The sequence below is a fragment of the Gracilibacillus salinarum genome (assembly GCF_022919575.1).
GTDB lineage: Bacteria > Bacillota > Bacilli > Bacillales > Amphibacillaceae > Gracilibacillus > Gracilibacillus salinarum.
This window is the reverse complement of record NZ_CP095071.1, coordinates 1,311,240-1,330,976: the sequence shown is the minus strand read 5'-3', so window position 1 is coordinate 1,330,976 and position 19,737 is coordinate 1,311,240. Positions and strand designations below refer to the sequence as shown.

Genomic DNA, 19,737 nt, shown 5'->3' with positions numbered 1-19,737 from the left:
TTTTTTAACAAAATGTATAAAAATTTAGTGAATTGTGTGAAAATTCCTTGTATAATAAGAGTTGTTAAATTTGTCTTCATAATAAATTAATAAAACTAGGGGGTTTAATTAATGAGACAAAACAAATGGTTATTGCTGGTAGTAGCTCTGCTTTTAGGACTAGTACTTGCAGCATGTTCAACAACAGGAAGTGATTCTGAAGAAGGATCAGAGGACGAAGGAAGTACTACAGAATCTGAGAGTACGCAATCAGATGAAGAGAAAGTCTTAAATATTGCGGCTACTGCGGATATTCCTACAATGGATCCGATTATGGCTGAAGATAATGTATCTTTCCAATATGTTTCAGCTGTCTATGAGGGGTTATATCGTATAGCAACTGGTGGTGAAATTGTATCAGGTGTTGCAAATAAAGACGAAACAGAAATTAGTGAGGATGGTTTGACTTATACTTTTCATTTGCGTGAAGATGCAACATGGGAAAATGGAGAACCTGTAACAGCACAAGACTTCGTTTATGGTTGGCAACGTGCCATTAATCCAGATAATGGTTCTTTTTACGCTAACTATCTAATGAGTGGTAAGATTAAAAATGCAGCTGAAATCTATGCTGGTAATATGGAAGCTTCTGAATTAGGAGTAAGTGCTCCTGATGATTATACATTTGTAGTAGAATTAGAAAAAGCAGTACCATATATGGATTCTTATGCAGCATTTATGACGTTCTTCCCATTAAATCAAGAATTTGTTGAAGAGCAAGGTGAAGATTTTGCTTTAACACCTGAAAATATGCTATCAAACGGTCCGTTCAAAATGACTGAATGGAACACAGAAGCAGGATGGGTTTTAGAAAAGAACACAGAATATTGGGATGCTGAAAATGTAGCATTAGATGGTATTAACGTAAAAGTAGTAAAAGATGCAGATACAGGTCTTTCTAACTATGAAGTTGGTGAATTAGACCGAGTATCTTTACAAGGTGCACAAGTAAAAGACAATCAGACAAGCCCAGAATTTAAATCCTTAACAGAAACAAGTGTTTTCTGGTTAAAGATGAATCAGGCGTCAGCTGAAAAAGGTGAATATATGCAAAACCTTAACTTCAGAATGGCACTTGCAAAAGGTTTCGATAAACAATCGTACATTGATGTAGCTTATGGTAACGATTCTGAACCCGTTAACTATTTCGTGCCTTCTGGTTTTGTAGAACACCCAGAAACCGGTGAAGACTTCCAAACAGGCAGTGACGTATTAGCGTTTGATGTGGAAGCAGCGAAAGAATACTGGAATAAAGCAAAAGAAGAATTAGGTTTTGAAGAAGTAACGATCAGTTTCTTAAGTGGTGACACTGATGTGTCAAAATCAATCAGTGATTACATGAAAACAGAATTAGAGAAAAATTTAGAAGGACTTACACTTGAAACAGTTAACGTACCATGGGCGCAACAGCTTGAATTAATGCGTACACATGAATATGAATTAGCGGTTTCTGGATGGGGTCCAGACTATAAAGATGCCATTTCTTTTGTAGACCTTTGGATAACGGATGGAGAGAACAATGATGTTGGTTATTCTAACGAAGAATACGATGCACTTGTAGAATCTGCAAAAGGTGAACTTGCTACAAAACCTGTTGAGCGTTTTGAAGCATTGCAACAAGCAGAAAAAATTGCTTTAGACGATGCAGCCATTGCACCGATCATGCAACGTAAAACATCCGTGCTTTCTAAAGACTATGTAAAAGGTATGGATACCTTGAATCCATTTGGTAATGATTACAGCTTTAAATATGTAGATATTCAAAAGTAAGCTTATCTAATATCAAATAATGGAAAAGAGAGTATAGCCAATGATTAGATGAGCTATACTCTCTTTTATCCTTTCCAGCTAATAGTGTGAATATTTTGTCAATTATAAAATTATTTAGCGAAATAATAGGAGGTGGATGCGATGGCCAAATATATACTGCAACGACTTATATACATGATCATCACGTTATTCATCATAGCAACAGCAACATTTTTTCTAATGAAGATGCTTCCGGGCTCTCCTTTTGACGCAAATGCGCAAAAAATGTCGGAAGAACAGTATCAGTCAATGCTGGAACACTATGGTTTGGATGAGCCGGTGCCGGTACAGTATGTCAAATATATTACTGGTATGGTGCAAGGTGATTTAGGCGTGTCGTTTCAATATGATAATCGAGCGGTTACAGACGTAATACTAGATCGACTTGGTCCATCTGCACAATTAGGAGCACAAGCATTAATTATTGGGGCAATATTGGGGATTATTTTAGGTATGATCGCTGCGATCCGACATAATACATGGGTCGATTATACGTCAAATGTTATTGCGGTAATAGGGATTTCGATTCCGTCCTTTGTATTTGCAGGCATTTTGCAGTATTATTTAGCGGTTCAGTGGAGATTATTCCCGCCATCTTTCTGGGAAACACCGATCCACACGGTCTTACCGACGATTGCATTAATGATATTCCCATTGGCCATCTGTGCACGATTCATGCGTACAGAAATGCTTGAGGTATTAGGGTCTGATTATATTGAATTGGCGCGCGCCAAAGGGGTATCCAGTAACAGTATAATGTTTAAACATGCAATGCGAAACGCATTAATTCCGGTTATCACCGTATTAGGACCGATGACGGTTAGTTTGATGACCGGTACATTAGTAATTGAACAAATCTTTGCGGTACCGGGTATTGGGGAACAATTCGTAAGCTCAATCAACACGAAAGATTATCCAGTTATTATGGGTACTACGATGTTATTCTCTATTTTATTCATTGTGGTTATTCTAATTGTTGATTTATTGTACGGATTAATTGATCCACGTATCCGTATTTCGGGAGGGAAGAAATAATGGACAACCATTCAAACAAGAAAATTAGCCCGGATAAGTTTAAACGAGTCCATTTAGCGGAGGAACGTGGTGAAGAACTGACGCGTCCTCAGCTCTCCTACTGGAAGGATGCCTGGATCAGGTTAACCAAAAATAAAGGGGCAATTTTTGGATTAATCGTATTAGTATTTATCATATTTATGGCATTAGTAGGACCGTTCTTTAATGACTATGACATAGAAGAGGCGAATTACGATGCAGCATATCTGCCACCGAAGATTCAAGGCTTGGGGTGGTTAGGCTTTGATGGTTATCAAACCTATGAAGTACAAGGTGCTACAGAAGAAGAGGCCATCCAACGTGGAATGGAAGGCTATGAGCTAGAAGAGCAGTATGTTCGTAGTAAAGAAGTAGTTTTAACGCCAGAAGAAAGTGACGATGGCTATTATACCGTTGCGATTGATGCAAATGCCTATGCTGCTCAAGGCTTTGAAGATGAATACTTCTGGTTCGGTACCGACAAAATGGGCCGAGATTTATGGACAAGGATTTGGAAAGGTACTCAAATCTCCTTGTATATCGGTTTCTTAGCAGCGATGATTGATATGGTCATAGGGGTTCTTTATGGCGGAGTTTCCGGTTACTATGGCGGACGTACAGATAATATTATGCAACGAATTATTGAGGTATTATCTGGTATTCCGAACTTGGTAATTGTTATCCTGATGATTATCTTGCTGAATCCAGGCTTACTGGCGATTACGATTGCCTTAACTATTACCGGCTGGATCGGTATGGCGAGGATTGTTCGTGGTCAAGTATTGAAATTGAAAAATCAGGAGTTTATTTTGGCAGCTCGTACGTTAGGTGCGAATGACAGCAGAATTCTTATGAAACATTTAATACCGAACGTCATCAGTGTTATTATCATTAACACGATGTTTACGATCCCGAGTGCGATTTTCTTTGAATCGTTCTTAAGCTTTATCGGTTTAGGACTTCAGCCACCAATCGCATCACTCGGTACCTTAATTGACTCAGCATTTGACAGCTATCGAGTATATCCATATATGTTATTATTCCCAGCTGTTATTATTTCGTTACTAATGATTGGCTTCAATATTTTAGCAGACGGTCTGCGGGATGCGTTAGATCCTAAGATGAGAAAGTGAGGTGGAGCATATGGATCCAATTTTAGATGTTCGTAATTTACATGTAACGTTTGATACGTATGGTGGTAGTGTTCAGGCTGTACGAGGCGTAAATTTTCAATTAAATAAAGGGGAAACCTTGGCTATTGTAGGGGAGTCCGGTTCAGGTAAGTCGGTAACTACGAAAGCTTTGATGGGACTTGTAGCAAAACCAGCAGGACGTATACCAGAAGGTGAGATCCTGTTTGAAGGAAAAGACTTAGCGAAACTATCCAATAAAGAAATGCAAAAAATCCGTGGGAAAGATATTTCAATGATTTTCCAGGATCCGATGACTTCATTGAACCCAACCATGAAAATCGGTAAACAGATTATGGAAGGTTTAATTTTGCATCAAAAAATGTCAAAAGCAGCAGCAAAAAATCGTGCAATTGAATTATTAGAACTAGTAGGTATTCCGCAGCCGGATACTAGAATTAATCAGTTTCCGCATCAGTTCTCAGGTGGTATGAGACAACGGGTCGTTATTGCCATTGCACTGGCATGTAACCCAAAAATGTTAATTTGTGATGAACCAACTACTGCATTGGATGTTACGATTCAGGCACAGATTCTTGAATTAATGAAAGATATCCAGAAAAAAATGGATACGTCGATCATTTTCATCACACACGACTTAGGCGTAGTAGCCAACGTTGCTGATCGTGTAGCTGTTATGTATGCAGGAAAAATTGTCGAGACAGGAACCGTTGATGACGTCTTTTATAACCCGCAGCACCCTTATACATGGGGCTTATTAGGCTCGATGCCAACAGTAGATAGTACTGAGGAGAAATTAACGGCGATTCCAGGTACACCACCAGATCTTATGCATCCTCCTAAAGGGGACGCGTTTGCTGCACGTAATGATTATGCGTTACAAATTGACTTAGAGGAAGAACCTCCGATGTTCCAGGTTTCGGATACTCATTATGCCGCAACATGGTTATTGCATGAGGATGCGCCGAAAGTGGAACCGCCTGCGGCGGTAAAACTGCGCATGAAAGGTATGGCAAGACGAGATAGCTCAGCAGGGGAGGAAAACCCATCATGAGTCAGGAAAAAATTTTAGAAGTAAAAGATTTGAAACAGCATTTCCATACTGGCAGAAAAGGAATCGTGAAAGCAGTAGATGGTATCAGCTTTGATATCTATCGTGGCGAAACCTTTGGACTTGTTGGTGAGTCAGGCTGTGGTAAATCTACGACAGGAAGAACGATTATCCGTTTATACGATGCAACAAGCGGAGAGGTTAAATTTAATGGCATTGATGTCCATGGCAAGAAATCAAAGAAAGATTTAAAACAATTTAACCGTTCGATGCAAATGATTTTCCAGGATCCTTATGCTTCGCTTAATCCGCGAATGACGGTAAAGGAAATTATCTTAGAAGGTATAGAAATACATGGTTTGATAAAGAATGAAAAAGAGAAAACAAAGCGTGTAGAAGAGTTGCTGGATACTGTCGGTTTAAATAAAGAACATGCTACCCGTTATCCACACGAATTCAGTGGCGGTCAGCGTCAACGTATCGGTATTGCGAGAGCACTCGCAGTAGATCCGGAATTTATCATTGCAGATGAGCCTATTTCTGCACTGGATGTGTCGATTCAGGCGCAAGTCGTTAACCTGATGAAAGAGCTGCAAAAAGAACATGGCTTAACATATCTGTTTATTGCCCATGACCTTTCCATGGTGAAATATATCAGTGACCGGATAGCGGTTATGTATTTTGGCAGAATTGTTGAATTAGCAGATGCTGATGAATTATACAATAATCCACTGCATCCTTATACAAAGTCACTTTTATCTGCTATACCTCTGCCAGATCCTGACTTTGAACGGACGCGTGAGCGAACCTTATATGATCCTGCTAAGCACGATACAGATGGTTCTGAATTCCGTGAAGTCAAACCAGGTCACTGGGTATTATGCACAGACGCAGAATTTAAGAAAATGAAGGAATAGAGAAAACGAAAAAGCTCTTATCATGACGATAGGAGCTTTTTCCATCTATCATAAGGAAAAAGAACTAAATTGGAAAAAAGCAATTTTTTTTAGACATTTTTAACAAATCAAGACAAAAATTCTATATAATAATACTGTACATAAAGTGAGACTTCAATCATTGGGCGCGTTCCCCCATTGATTGCTAGCGAAACTTATCAGGAAGTTATCGATCGTTAATCCCCCACTTAGCTTCTTATTTATCTCTCTTGAAGTGGGAGTATTACGGACGGTTAGCGTCGTGATAAAATTTGTTGTAGGAGTTTGATAGAACATGCAGAAGTACATAAGATGGCCAGTCACCATGATATTGATGCTGGTAGTATTCGCAAGTATCACGCCTGCAGTAAGTGCAGCAGATGAAGAAGAAGAGCCGACGCTTAAGGCGACATCACACCAGAAGCATCAGTCAAAGTTAGCTAAACATGAAGTGCCTGAAGCTTTAGCTCGATTTTCATTTGTCTCGGACTTGAATTTTGAGTACCCTGATGCGGTCCGTGGAATTTATGTAACTGGAAATTCTGCAGGAGGCAGCCGGTTTGAGACATTAACCAAACTGATCGATAATACGGAGTTAAACAGTATGGTAATTGATATTAAAGAGGACAATGGTTATGTTACATACAAACCAGAAGAGGAATTACCATATGAAGGTGTAGCGAAGAACTACATGAAAGACCCGAAAGAAGTGTTAAAGGCCTTAGAAGATAAGGGTATATATCCGGTTGCGCGTATTGTTGTATTTAAGGATACCATGCTTGCAGAGGCACGACCTGACTTATCATTTACCGAAAGCGATGGGGAAGTATGGTCGAATGGTAAAGGGGAATCTTTCGTCAGTCCATTTAAAAAAGAAGTATGGGAGTACAATGTTGAAATCGCTAAACGAGCTGCTGAACTAGGCTTTAAGGAAATTCAGTTTGATTATGTCCGTTTTCCGGAAGGTTTCGAAAAACGTGATGATGAGTTACAATATGATTTAGGTGAGTATGCCGATGTTGACCTTGATAATGTCAAGAAACGTGTAAAAGCTGTAACAGACTTTGTGTCCTATGCAAAGAAAGAATTAGAATATTATAATGTCGATGTTTCTGTTGATATTTTCGGCTATGCGGCAACGATTGAAGAAACACCGGGAATCGGTCAGAATTTCTCGAAGATTTCTGATAATGTTGATGTGATATCTTCTATGATTTATCCAAGTCACTGGACGCCGTATTTTGGAATAGATAAGCCGGATACAGAGCCATATAAGCTTGTTAACGAATATGCGAAAGTAGAGAATAAAGTGTTAGAAGCTTTAGATAATCCACCAACATCCAGACCATGGATTCAGGATTTTGAAGCGCCATGGCTATATAGTGGTTCCACATTTCAGTATGGTGTAGATGAGGTAGAAGCACAAATTAAAGCATTAAATGAAAATGGCATTGATGAATTTCTGCTTTGGAATGCTGTAAACAGCTATACAGAAGGGGTGGACTACACACCACTGGATTAGACCTCGCACGAAGTGAGGCCTTTTCTCTGAGAGTAGAAAAATTTTTTGCCAGCTTATTTACGGAATAACGATTAATTTATAGGAAATAGGGTAAAATGTAAGTGATTCTATTTAACGATATAAATAAAAGGGGAGATAATAGATGAATTGGTATGAGAAACTGAATCAATATTTCCCTGTGGAGGAAATGAAATCAAAAGAACATATGGAGCTTTTACTTCAGGAGAAAGGCGATGTCTATCATAAGGACGAAGGAATACATCACGTATTAATGTACGCGGAGTTTCCAACATTCTTATTTATAGACTATGTTTATGTGTCTAATGAGTCCCGTGGTCGGGGTATTGGTCATCAGCTGATGGAAAGGTTAAAGCAAAAGGAAAAGCCGATTATATTAGAAGTAGAGCCGTATGATTATTCGGATAGTGATTCTACGAAGCGTTTGCGATTTTACCAGCGAGAGGGTTTTAAACATGCTGTAAAAATAGGGTACACACGTAAATCGCTTGCAACAGATGAGCATAATACACTGGAGATTTTATTCTGGTCGCCACATGGAGAGAACGAGGAAGAAATATATCAACAAATGAAAAAGATGTATGAAGACATCCACACGTACAAAGATGAAGAAATCTATGGCAGATCCTATCAGCATGTGGATGAAGTGCTAACTTATAATAACGAGCGAGAAGCAGATGATATATTTGAGGCACTTGACAGACAAAAAAATAATCAAAAAAAATAGAAGTAAAATGTTTAAGGATGGTTGAAAAGGGTATACTCAGTATAACGATAGCAATTGTGTAAAAAGTGAATAAAAACACATAATACCCTATCATTCCAACACAAGATATAGTATACTTAGTACATAGTTGGTAGATTAAAGTTATTTTAAAGTAATAAAAGATGTAAAGCAAAGTCATCTACAGTATAAATTAATCCATTGAGGAGTGAAGTTACATGGTAACACTTTATACCTCGCCAAGTTGTACATCATGTCGTAAAGCGAAAGCATGGTTAGAGGAGCATGAAATCCCATTCACGGAGCGTAATATTTTCTCAGAGCCGCTAACGCTTGATGAAATTAAAGAAATTTTGAGAATGACAGAAGACGGGACAGATGAGATCATTTCAACTCGATCTAAAGTATTCCAAAAACTGAATGTGAATTTGGATCAACTTCCATTAAAGGATTTGTTCCAGCTTATTCAAGATAATCCGGGGCTGTTAAGAAGACCGATCATTTTAGATGAGAAAAGACTACAAGTTGGCTATAACGAAGATGAGATTCGTCGCTTCTTACCTAGAACTGTACGTACGTTCCAACTTAGAGAAGCACAGCGAATGGTCAATTAAATGAAAGAGCAGATCTCTTACAGGATCTGCTCTTTTTACTAGATAGGAACAACCATCCACCATGAGTAGCAACAACTACTCATGTTAACTGCATTAGGTATACGTATCCTCTATTTTAATTATTATCCATGAAAAATAATAAGAGATAATACGAAGTTTGTCGCTAAAATTGACGAAAAAAACAATGGATATTTACTGCCATTTTCTTGAAAGGGAATTTCGTGTATTTTTCTGAAATATCAGCATATAACTAGTGACAAATAGGTTATAATAAGCTACAATCTATAATTAATACATGTCCAACGGTCCAATTTTAATTTTTTGAGTTTTTATGTTTTCAAATAAGCATTGTTTATCATACAATAGAAGAAACATCCTTTTTATATTTCTTCACGTATAGGAAGGTAAAGAAAAAGTGTAGTATAAAAAGGGGTTATATCCACCTAATTTTACTAACAGTATGATTATAATGTTATCTTTCATTGGCCATAGGGTATATGTATGTATAAGGGTTAAGATATACGAATAGTGATCCCTTCCCACCCAATCACTTATCAAGAAGGGAGAGTATAAGATGGAAATAGAAAGAATTAACGAAAATACAATTAAATTCTACATCTCTTACTTGGATATTGAAGATCGTGGCTTTGACAGAGAAGAGATCTGGTACAATCGCGAGAAGAGTGAACAGCTATTTTGGCAAGTAATGGATGAAGTCAATTACAATGAAGAAGACTTTCAGATCGATGGTCCATTATGGATTCAAGTTCAGGCTATGGAAAAAGGCTTGGAAATTGTTGTGACAAAAGCACAAATCTCGAAAGATGGTCAAAATCTTCAGTTGCCAACAGAATCTGGTAAAACGATTGACATGCCAGTCGATGATAAGATTGAATCTCTTCTTGAGGAAAAATTCGGACCAGCTGATAAAGACGAACCTGAGATCGAGCAATATGGGCAGGACTTCGTAGTGGTTGTCAGCTTTAAGGAATTAGAAGATATCATTCAATTAAGTCATGTTTTTGATACAACCATTGGTATGAGAGATGAGTTATATTATTACGATAAACAATACATGCTGGTTGCCCGCTTTGATGAGGATTATTTGACGGATGACGAACAAGAAGATTTAATTAGTCAGATTCTCGAATATGGGCAGGAATCAACAGTTACCGTATTTATCGTCGAAGAGTACGGTAAAGCAATCTTTGACGAAAATGCACTTTATCAAGTGAAAGAACATTTTAATCGTTAACTAAGTGTCTGCACAGATGCTTAGTTTTTTTCTTTGTAAGCAATGATAGTAAAGCCCAATATATAATTTTCCGCTTAAGAAAGTGTAGCTACCCATAATACGGATTTTGTCAGCAGTTAATGTCAAAATGACCACGCTGCCTTCGGTACTACATTACATAACCCCGTAATAAAGGACAGTTGTAAAACTTATAAATGTTAAAACATGCCGACTGAACGCCTGGTTTTTCTAATAAGCAAAAAAAGTATATACGTACAGTCATAGAAGTAATCATGCTAAATAGGAAAGTGGGTTCTTATAATATGGATTATGTAAACTAGCCATCGCTAGCCAAGCATCCATATTGAGATATTTAATGTGCTAGGATACCGCTCCGGCCAACCACTCCGCGTCCTGCGGGGCACGGCTGAAGCTAACTTTGTGAAGAAGACCGCTTCTCAAAGTGGATCTTCAGCGCCTGCCTGTCCCGCGGGAGTCTACGTGGTTGGCCTACGCTGATGTATAGCTCCACAAATTATGCGACAGCTAGGATATGAAGCACTATCTGCAAGATTTACACCTTAAATGATGAAATATAATACATTGCCTAGCACGACTGCTTCATGCTGTTACATACGTTGTAGCACTCCCCTCAAGCGTAGGAAATAGGCGGAGACTCCCGTGGAATCAGCGCGAGCTGAAGATCCATTTAGGAAAGAAAAGAATTTTCTTTCCTAAATTAGCTGAAGCCGTGCCCACAGGACGCGGAGCCTATTTCCGGAGCTTTGCTAAGCAGATAATCTGTATCAAAATTACCATTTGGCAACACAGCTCCACTTAACATAATCCATATTATAGGGAGTTGTTTATTAATTAAGTCAATTAGGACCCGGCGGTTAATGATTTGAAATTCGCATAAACTCAAATAATTTGAAGGCTTAATGGATATCATATAACCAATCTATTTGTGAAAAAATAATAAATTTATGCAATTATTTCGATTTACGAAATAAATTGTGTTAAGATATACTTTGTATGTTAAAAAGAGAAGGAAGGATTTTATGACACCAAACGAATCAATTAATCGTGTTCCGTTGATGATTGTGTTAATCTCCGGGGCATTTGTCGCGATATTAAATCAGACACTATTAGGTACAGCGTTACCGCATATTATGAAAGATTTAGAAATCGATGCAGCTACAGCACAGTGGTTACAATCGATTTTTATGCTTGTAAACGGGATTATGATTCCTGTTACGGCATTCCTTATTGAAAGATTTACGACAAGAGCGTTATTCTTAACAGCAATGGGAAGCTTTGCACTAGGTACATTAGTAGCTGCGATTGCACCGGACTTTACGGTATTGATGGCGGGACGAGTATTACAGGCTGCAGGGGCAGGTATTATGATGCCGTTGATGCAAACGGTCATGTTTTTAATTTTCCCAATTGAGAAACGTGGTTCTGCGATGGGAATGTTCGGACTGGTTATAGCCTTTGCACCAGCAATCGGACCAACTTTATCTGGTTGGCTAGTAGAGAATTTCCCTTGGAGAAGTTTATTTTATGTCGTATTGCCTATAGCAATCATTGATATTATTGTAGCTTACAAAATTTTAGTCAATGTCACCAAACAAACGTATCCGAAAGTAGATGTTCCGTCTATTATCCTTTCTACATTAGGTTTTGGAGGATTGCTTTACGGATTTAGTATGGCAGGGGATGCAAACTATGGATGGGGCAGCCCGATGGTTTATATCCCATTAATTGTAGGTGCAATCACCTTATTTATTTACATTCAGCGTCAATTAAAGTTACCAAAACCAATTTTGGAGTTCCGTATCTTCAAATATAGTATGTTTAGCTTAACTACAGCTATTGGGATGATTTCCTTTCTAGCGATGATTGGCGGGGCGATCGTCTTACCAATTATGATGCAGGATTATTTAGGATTCACTGCTTTTGAGTCAGGTTTAGCCTTATTGCCAGGCGCGTTGTTAATGGGGATTATGAACCCGATCACCGGACGTTTATTTGATAAGTTTGGAGCGAAATGGCTTGCAATCACAGGTCTCGCACTTGTAACGGTTACAACCTTAATGTTCTCCAACTTATCTCCGGAAACAACGTTCACCTATATCACAGTGGTGAATGCGTTCCGTATGTTTGGTATCGCAATGGTAATGATGCCAGTTACAACTGCAGGATTGAATCAGTTGCCAGGTAAATTTATTCCACACGGTACAGCAATGAACAACACGATGCGCCAAATGTCAGGTGCGATTGGTACGGCATTGTTAATTTCCATCATGTTGAATCAAGCAGTACCATCAGAAGGACTCACAGGTATGATAAAAGGTGTGAATGATTCCTTCCTCGTAGCTGGTATTATATCAGGTGTTGGATTTGTTTTAGCATTCTTCATTAAACATTCCCGCCCCGAAGTGGAAAATACCGCTTCTTAAAGCAGGAATTATCACCTTCATGTCGAATTATTGTACATGGAGGTGATTTTTTATGTTGCAAGCAGTTGATGACACAGGTCATTCTGTTACGATCTGGAATATGCCTCGAAGTGAAATACCGATCATCAGACAAAGAGCATTGTATTGTCCGGTTTGTAAAGAGTCTGTAATCGTCAAAGCAGGGTTACGAAATATTCCCCATTTTGCTCATTACCGTTCCAGCGAATGTGTCCACTCAGGAGAAGGGAGTTACCACGAACACGGTAAACTCGATCTATATCTTTGGTTAAAGCATCAAGGTTATCAGGTAAAACTGGAATATTATTTTTCAGAGCTTAACCAGCGAGCGGATATGTTGCTGCTTATTAAAGACAAAAGGATAGCAATTGAATATCAATGCGCAACGATTCCGATTGATCAAATTGTAAGCAGAACAAAAGGATATCTAGAAGCAGGTATTCTTCCCGTCTGGATCCTCGGTGCAACTAAAATGAAAAGAACAGGAAGCAATTCGCTTCACATCTCGACAACGGACCAATCCTTTCTGTATCAACCACATCCATCCCTTCCCATTCGTATTTTCTATTATTGTTCAGAAACGAAAAGAATGATTATTTACCAGGATCTGTTATTTCTAACGAATACGAAAACGGCCGGAACATTGCAAAGCTTCGCGCTCGAGCGACTGTCATGGAAAGACCTGTTCCGACCAAGGCCACTTCCTCGTAAGTGGTTTACAACATATTGGCAACACTACCGTAAAAAATGGCCACACCGTCCTGTGTCACCCTATCAGAAAAAAGAAACAGAATGGCGACAATGGTTATATCTCCGCAACCTGACCGTTCACTCCCTGCCTGATTACGTATACCTTCCCACACGGTTTCAATATTTATTGACGACTCCTCCATGGGTTTGGCAATCACTTTTATATGTTGATTTGTTTCAAAAAAAAGAGCGATTTACTCTGCCGCAAGCAACCTCGCTTCTCAAGCATCACATCCATCCACCTGCGTATTTTCCTTTAGTTTCGAACAGGAATGATCCGGTTTTTGAATATTTACAGTTGCTGGTGCGTATAGGTATTTTAAAGGATAACGACCAAAATCATTATGCTGTAAATCGTACTACTGTATGATCGCAGGGAAAGTAAGTTATAATAAGACTAATTCGGAAAATAAAGGAGGAATAGTGATGGCAAATCCACAGAAATCATTGCCGAAGCGAGATGAAATACCAGAGGAATTAACGTGGAAACTAGAAGATATTTATGCGAATGATGATGAGTGGGATAAGGAATGGCAGGCAGTTAAAGAGTTATTGCCGAAATTTCAGGATTATCAGGGAACATTAGATGAAAAAGCAAGCAATGTGTTTGAATTACTACAATTACAAGATGAAGTGTCTGATCGTCTGAGCACCTTGTATACATATGCCCATATGCGTTATGATCAGGACACAACGAATTCCTTTTATCAAGCAATGAATGGCAAAGCGGAGAACCTGATTACACAGGCATCGAGTACGATGAGCTTTATTACTCCTGAGATCCTCAAACTGGATGAACAGACGTTAAAGGCATATTTAAACGAACATGAAGGGTTGCAGTTATATCGCCACACTTTAGATGAAATAAACCGTCAGCGTCCTCATGTCCTTTCAGAAAAAGAGGAAGCACTTCTTGCTGAAGTTTCAGAAGTAACAGACAGTCCATCCCAAACTTTCGGAATGCTGAACAACGCTGATTTAACTTTTCCGGCAGTGAAAGATGAACAGGGGAATGAAGTAGATCTTACACACGGCCGTTATATCAACTTTTTAGAGTCGAAAGATCAACAGGTGCGTCATGATGCATTTAAAGCGATGTATGACACGTATGGCAGTCTTAAGAACACATTTGCTTCCACCTTACAAGGAAATGTCAAGAAAGATAATTTCTACGCAAAGATACGGAATTATAAATCAGCAAGAGAAGCAGCATTAAATCAAAACAACATACCTGAGAAAGCATATGATAATCTGATCGAAGCAATCCATGAGGGACTGCCATTACTTCAGCGATATGTTTCACTCCGTAAGAAAGTGCTCAACTTACAAGAATTGCATATGTACGATCTCTATACACCGCTTGTGAAAGATGTAGATATGTCTTTCAGCTATGAACAAGCACAGCAAACCGTAACAGAAGCGTTAAAACCATTGGGAGACGATTATCTGGAAGTGATGCAGCAAGCGTTCAGCAACCGCTGGATTGATGTTGAGGAGAATAAAGGGAAACGTAGTGGTGCTTATTCATCAGGTTCCTACAGTACGAATCCGTATATTCTGATGAACTGGCAGGATAACTTAAATAACTTATTCACATTGGCACATGAGCTAGGTCACTCTATGCATAGTTATTATACACATAAACACCAGCCATATCGTTACGGAAATTATTCGATTTTCGTAGCCGAAGTAGCTTCCACTTGTAATGAGGCATTGTTAAACAACTATTTAGTAGAGAAGACCAATGACAAAAAAGAAAAACTATTCTTATTAAATCATTTCTTAGAAGGGTTCCGCGGCACTGTATTCAGACAAACGATGTTTGCGGAGTTCGAGCATCAGATTCATGTAGCCGCTCAGGAAGGTGAAGCATTAACAGCTGATAAGCTTACTGAAATGTATTACGACCTTAATAAGTTATATTTTGGTGATGATTTAATTATTGATGAAGAAATCGGTCTTGAATGGGCGAGAATTCCTCATTTTTATTACAATTATTACGTGTATCAATATGCAACAGGTTATGCAGCGGCACAGTCTCTTGCTTCTCAAATATTGGAGGAAAAAGATCCTGCAGTTGAGCGTTATTTAGGATACCTGCAATCAGGAAGCAGTGATTATCCGATTGAAGTATTGAAAAAAGCTGGGGTAGATATGACGGAAAAAACACCAGTCCTAAATGCGCTAAAGGTATTCGAGCAAAAGTTAGAAGAAATGGAACAGCTCTTAAACGAAATAGAATAAGAAGAAGGCTACTATTATCGAATAGTGGCCTTTTGAAATCCTTTAAATTGCTTTTTATGATTGAAGAAGTAAACCGTGAAATAAATAGTGAGAAACAGAAGGGGGACGGTAATATAAGGCGGGATTAACCGCATTAATCCGAATATATTTAAGATAAATGCGAAAACAGGTATAAGTAACAGGAGTATTTTCACTTATGTACCTCCTTTCAAGAATATGATGAAGATAAAACTACACGTTTAAGGTTCATGCCTTATTATATGTAATCAGGCATTGGAGTAGAAGTGTGACACTTTTGTGAAATTGTGAACAAAGGTATTGTCAATTTTATTAATACTTGGTATAGTTATAGTAAGTTAAACAAACAACCCCTTTGTTTGACCTGAAACTTTCTCCCATCCCTTATCTTAAAGAATAGATAACAAAAAAGGACATGTGATGAACATGTCCTTACTTTGTATATTTCCAGAAGTAACCGAATTTGACTGGTACCTTCTCGACAATTTGCTTTAGTTGTAATTTTTTCATTTCTTTTTCTGCTTTTTCCATTGACCAATCGTAAACGACAGCAATTTCTTTTGTGCCCACAAAATCATAATGAGATAAAAAATCTAATAATTTCGGTTTCTTCGCAGGCAATGGCTCCTTCTGCAACATCTGCTTCAATACTTTAACATAGATTTCATAAGGATAAATTCCTGAAATCTTTAATCCAGCATCGTCTTCAGACTGATTAAAGAACACCATTGTCGGAATGTACTCAACATCCATTTCTTTCGTGATTTTTAAATCACATTGTAAGGCTTTTTTGGAGGAAGTGGAGTATAAGTCTTCACGAAACTCTTCAATATCGAGATGTACCGTCTTCGCGCAATCTAATAGAACTTCTTCTTGCGAGATATCCTTTTTCTCTAGAAAAGCCAGCTCTTGTAATTTGCGTAAAAATCGTTTGCCAGCTTTTTTGCCTTGCAACTCCGCAGCTTTGATCGCAATGGATGCAAGCCATGGATAATGAATAGGGTTCTCGATCCAAAGGTCACCATCACAGCTCATTCCCGTACGACTAGCCGTCTTTTCCCATATGTCTTTCAGCTTTCTCGGTTTTTCAAATTTGTCCTTGTGCAAGTTCGTTAATTGACCACTTAATACCGTCCGAATGGTAAAAAATCGACCATATTCAATGGATAATTTCTTTAAATACGGCTCTAATGACCAGCATTCCGGACAAAGTGGATCAATGAACACATAAATTTCGATCGGTTTTTTTAAAACATCAATAAAATGATAATGCGTTGTTTGGTTTCGATCCTGGTGTTGCCAAGATCCGGCAGAATTCCAATTCACCATGATTCTCCTTTCTCATCAGGCGTATTCATCATGTGATTGGCTGTGAGTGTGAGCCGTTCAAACATTGCACTACGGTACGGTTCTTCAATATTTGCTTCTTCTAGAGCACCTTTCATACAAGTAAGCCAGGCATCACGTCTCGTTGGCGTAATCGGAAAACGCAAATGACGCTTTCTCATCATAGGATGCCCATGTTCTTGAATATATAATGGAGGCCCACCAAAAAATTGAGTTAAAAATTGTGTTTGTTTTCTTGCTACTTCCGAAAATTCGTCTGGGAAGAGGGGAATTAGATCAGGATGTTTAGACACTCTCGCGTAAAAAGCCTCAACTAATTCCTCAATTTTTTCGTGTCCCCCAATAACCTCATAAATAGATCCTTCTGATTCTCTCATATCCTCCAAACCTTTCACCTTGTGGTACGTATTCCTTTATCTCTCTTTATGTTACTATATTGTAACAGGCTTTATATAGAACTAGCAACTTATGTGATTCAAGGTAAAATTCAATGAACTGTAAGGGTGAACTGTTATCATACAGCTATCACTGTGTTTACCATTCGTAAATACACCATTTAGTTTACAATTGTACGGTTTGATAAAAGCGTTCAATTTTATTAGCGGTTTGGCGTTTTGGGATTTGATGTGCTGCTAACAGTTTCTCAAATACTTGATTACCATGTGTTTCATCGGATGCTTCCAGTTCCAGTTCATAATCGGTGTGCCCGTTGTAATTACTTTTGTCCAGTACGATGGTACAAGCATTCAGTGTAAACTCTATTCGTTTCGTTTCTAACATTCCACCATATTTTAATTCCTGGATGTCGATATTCATTTGATTTAGCGCGTCCGTAATATCCTGCTTTGGTATAATATTCTCATCCATCCAATTATCAGCCTCTTGCTCTGTTATGGTACAATGTGTCTCCAGCAGTCCCGCTCCATTTGGGTTTGGCTGTTTAAGTGTGAGTTGATACGTGTTATTCTTTTCACGGATACGCAGTGCTGCATGATTTTGCTTTAAATGAAAATCTTTCGTCTCAAAATAATGATTTCGTTGTCGTATTGGAGATAGTTTCTCTGCACTGTAATAGTTCAGCAACTGTTCATACTCAGATTCTGTCAGCATGTTTTTAAATTCTATTTCAATTTCCTGTGTCATTTTTCTCCTCCTTTTGCATGTATATTTTGCAGCATTCGGAATAAAAAAGCAAAAATAACGATATAAGCTATGATTACTTCTTTCGTTAGGAATATGGTAAAATAATCATAGACAAAGATAACACAGGTGGTGCTAGACATGAATTGGCGAAACTTCTTGGCACCTTATGCACAGGTGGTTGAAGAACTAAAGGTGAAATTGAAAGGGATGCGTACTCAATTTGAATTCGAATCCAGTCATTCACCGATTGAATTTGTTACAGCCCGGGTAAAGCCGGTCTCCAGTATTAAAGAAAAAATGAAACGGAAAGATTTTCAGATTGATGACATCGAAGAACTTCAAGATATTGCAGGAGTTCGCGTTGTCTGTCAATTTGTCGATGATATATATGACATAGTGGACCGTTTAAAGACACGAAATGATTTTGACGTTATAGAAGAAAGGGACTATATTAACCACAAGAAAGACAGTGGTTATCGTTCTTATCACCTTATTATTTCTTATCCCGTTGAAACCATACATGGGGAGCGGAAGATCATTGCAGAAATTCAGATTCGAACATTAGCGATGAATTTCTGGGCAACAAATGAACATTCTCTAAATTATAAATATGAAGGGCGAATTCCGGAAAAGGTAAGAGCAAGACTGAAACGTGCAGCAGAAGCAGCTTTTAAACTGGATGAGGAAATGGCGAAAATTAAAGATGAAATACAAGAAGCTCAACGAGTGTTCCGCACAAATAAAAGCAACAATGACAAGTAAGGGGGTAACAGATGTGCGTTTTACAATACTTTCACGTGATGATAATAAATCCGAAGTAATCAAAGCTAGAATGAAACAATATTTAAATGATTTCTCTCTTGAGTATGATGAGGAGAAACCGGATCTGGTTATTTCTGTTGGAGGTGACGGTACATTTCTGGAAGCATTTCATACATACAGGCACCGGTTAAAGGATACCGCGTTTATCGGTGTCCATACCGGGCATCTCGGTTTTTATGCGGATTGGGTACCGGAAGAAGTAGAGAAATTAATTATTGAAATTGCGAAAAAACCTTTTGAAGTGGTGGAATATCCTTTATTGGATGTCAAAATACATCCAATTGGAGATGAATCCTATACCTCATTTTTAGCATTAAATGAGGTGTCGGTTAAGTGTGCTGATGCAACAGTCGCGATGGATGTTCATATAAAAGGGGCGCATTTTGAGCGCTTTCGTGGAGATGGACTCTGTGTATCGACGCCATCAGGAAGTACAGCATACAATAAAGCGCTAGGAGGAGCAATTCTGCATCCTTCCTTAAACGCTATGCAAATCACCGAGATGGCATCCATTAATAACCGCGTATACCGGACAATCGGATCGCCGTTAATTTTGCCTAGTCATCATGTTTGTGAATTATTACCGATCTATCACAATCGTAAGTTTATGATTACTGTAGATCATCGCACAGAAGAATACAATAATATTGATCGGATCGAATGTCGGGTGTCAGATGAGAAAATTCGATTTGCACGTTTTCGAGCCTTTCCATTTTGGAAAAGGGTACATGATTCCTTCATATCGGACGAAACAACATGATATAAATGTAGGTGGAACAA

Annotated in this window: 18 protein-coding genes; 14 read left to right on the top strand and 4 right to left on the bottom strand. The window is 38.4% G+C overall.

Annotation, left to right across the window (positions count from 1 at the left end):
• The first annotated feature begins 111 nt into the window (after window positions 1–111).
• From MUN87_RS06430 to pepF, 12 genes are all read left to right on the top strand, one after another.
• Window positions 112–1,809 carry a peptide ABC transporter substrate-binding protein gene (locus tag MUN87_RS06430; protein WP_244746886.1) on the top strand — a complete coding sequence of 566 codons (1,698 nt, stop codon included), beginning with the start codon at window positions 112–114 and terminating at the stop codon, window positions 1,807–1,809.
• A gap of 141 nt (window positions 1,810–1,950) precedes the next feature.
• Window positions 1,951–2,883 carry an oligopeptide ABC transporter permease gene (gene opp3b, locus MUN87_RS06425; RefSeq protein WP_305037444.1) on the top strand — a complete coding sequence of 311 codons (933 nt, stop codon included), beginning with the start codon at window positions 1,951–1,953 and terminating at the stop codon, window positions 2,881–2,883.
• Window positions 2,883–4,034: an oligopeptide ABC transporter permease gene (opp3C, locus tag MUN87_RS06420; RefSeq protein WP_244746884.1), complete on the top strand. Its 1,152-nt coding sequence runs from the start codon at window positions 2,883–2,885 to the stop codon at window positions 4,032–4,034. Before opp3b ends, opp3C begins: the two co-directional genes overlap by 1 nt.
• Before the next feature lie 10 nt (window positions 4,035–4,044).
• Window positions 4,045–5,106: an ABC transporter ATP-binding protein gene (locus MUN87_RS06415; protein ID WP_244746883.1), complete on the top strand. Its 1,062-nt coding sequence runs from the start codon at window positions 4,045–4,047 to the stop codon at window positions 5,104–5,106.
• Complete coding sequence (locus tag MUN87_RS06410; protein WP_244746882.1) at window positions 5,103–6,020, top strand: ABC transporter ATP-binding protein; 918 nt, start codon at window positions 5,103–5,105, stop codon at window positions 6,018–6,020. The genes MUN87_RS06415 and MUN87_RS06410 overlap by 4 nt, the downstream gene beginning before the upstream one ends.
• A gap of 313 nt (window positions 6,021–6,333) precedes the next feature.
• On the top strand, window positions 6,334–7,560 hold the full coding sequence (locus MUN87_RS06405; protein ID WP_244746881.1) for a putative glycoside hydrolase: 1,227 nt from the start codon (window positions 6,334–6,336) through the stop codon (window positions 7,558–7,560).
• A gap of 142 nt (window positions 7,561–7,702) precedes the next feature.
• Window positions 7,703–8,305 carry a GNAT family N-acetyltransferase gene (locus MUN87_RS06400; protein WP_244746880.1) on the top strand — a complete coding sequence of 201 codons (603 nt, stop codon included), beginning with the start codon at window positions 7,703–7,705 and terminating at the stop codon, window positions 8,303–8,305.
• A gap of 215 nt (window positions 8,306–8,520) precedes the next feature.
• Complete coding sequence (gene spxA, locus MUN87_RS06395; RefSeq protein WP_244715551.1) at window positions 8,521–8,916, top strand: transcriptional regulator SpxA; 396 nt, start codon at window positions 8,521–8,523, stop codon at window positions 8,914–8,916.
• Window positions 8,917–9,490: 574 nt separating this feature from the next.
• Window positions 9,491–10,171, top strand: coding sequence for an adaptor protein MecA (gene mecA, locus MUN87_RS06390; protein ID WP_244746879.1), 681 nt, complete (start codon window positions 9,491–9,493; stop codon window positions 10,169–10,171).
• A 1,040-nt stretch (window positions 10,172–11,211) separates the two neighbouring features.
• Window positions 11,212–12,615 (top strand): MDR family MFS transporter, encoded by a 1,404-nt coding sequence (locus MUN87_RS06385; protein WP_244746878.1) that lies wholly within the window; start codon window positions 11,212–11,214, stop codon window positions 12,613–12,615.
• 52 nt (window positions 12,616–12,667) lie between these two features.
• Window positions 12,668–13,753, top strand: coding sequence for a competence protein CoiA (locus MUN87_RS06380; protein ID WP_244746877.1), 1,086 nt, complete (start codon window positions 12,668–12,670; stop codon window positions 13,751–13,753).
• Between the two features lie 56 nt (window positions 13,754–13,809).
• The gene (gene pepF, locus MUN87_RS06375) at window positions 13,810–15,627 is read left to right on the top strand and encodes an oligoendopeptidase F (RefSeq protein WP_244746876.1); all 1,818 of its coding nucleotides are present in this window, start codon (window positions 13,810–13,812) and stop codon (window positions 15,625–15,627) included.
• A gap of 14 nt (window positions 15,628–15,641) precedes the next feature.
• Here the strand turns inward: pepF and MUN87_RS22540 are convergent, their stop codons facing one another.
• The 4 genes from MUN87_RS22540 to MUN87_RS06355 form a co-directional block, all read right to left on the bottom strand.
• Window positions 15,642–15,761 (bottom strand): hypothetical protein, encoded by a 120-nt coding sequence (locus tag MUN87_RS22540; protein ID WP_500796464.1) that lies wholly within the window; start codon window positions 15,759–15,761, stop codon window positions 15,642–15,644.
• A 316-nt stretch (window positions 15,762–16,077) separates the two neighbouring features.
• Entirely contained in the window at window positions 16,078–16,971 is an 894-nt protein-coding gene (locus MUN87_RS06365; RefSeq protein WP_439649663.1) for a ClpXP adapter SpxH family protein, read from the bottom strand.
• Complete coding sequence (locus MUN87_RS06360; protein ID WP_244746873.1) at window positions 16,968–17,369, bottom strand: globin domain-containing protein; 402 nt, start codon at window positions 17,367–17,369, stop codon at window positions 16,968–16,970. The genes MUN87_RS06365 and MUN87_RS06360 overlap by 4 nt, the downstream gene beginning before the upstream one ends.
• 184 nt (window positions 17,370–17,553) lie before the next feature.
• Window positions 17,554–18,135 carry a CYTH domain-containing protein gene (locus MUN87_RS06355; protein WP_244746872.1) on the bottom strand — a complete coding sequence of 194 codons (582 nt, stop codon included), beginning with the start codon at window positions 18,133–18,135 and terminating at the stop codon, window positions 17,554–17,556.
• Window positions 18,136–18,273: 138 nt separating this feature from the next.
• Between MUN87_RS06355 and yjbM the strand changes: the two genes are divergently transcribed.
• Both yjbM and MUN87_RS06345 read left to right on the top strand, forming a co-directional pair.
• Window positions 18,274–18,897 carry a GTP diphosphokinase gene (gene yjbM, locus MUN87_RS06350; protein WP_244746871.1) on the top strand — a complete coding sequence of 208 codons (624 nt, stop codon included), beginning with the start codon at window positions 18,274–18,276 and terminating at the stop codon, window positions 18,895–18,897.
• Window positions 18,898–18,910: 13 nt separating this feature from the next.
• On the top strand, window positions 18,911–19,717 hold the full coding sequence (locus MUN87_RS06345; protein ID WP_244746870.1) for an NAD kinase: 807 nt from the start codon (window positions 18,911–18,913) through the stop codon (window positions 19,715–19,717).
• Window positions 19,718–19,737: the final 20 nt, after the last annotated feature.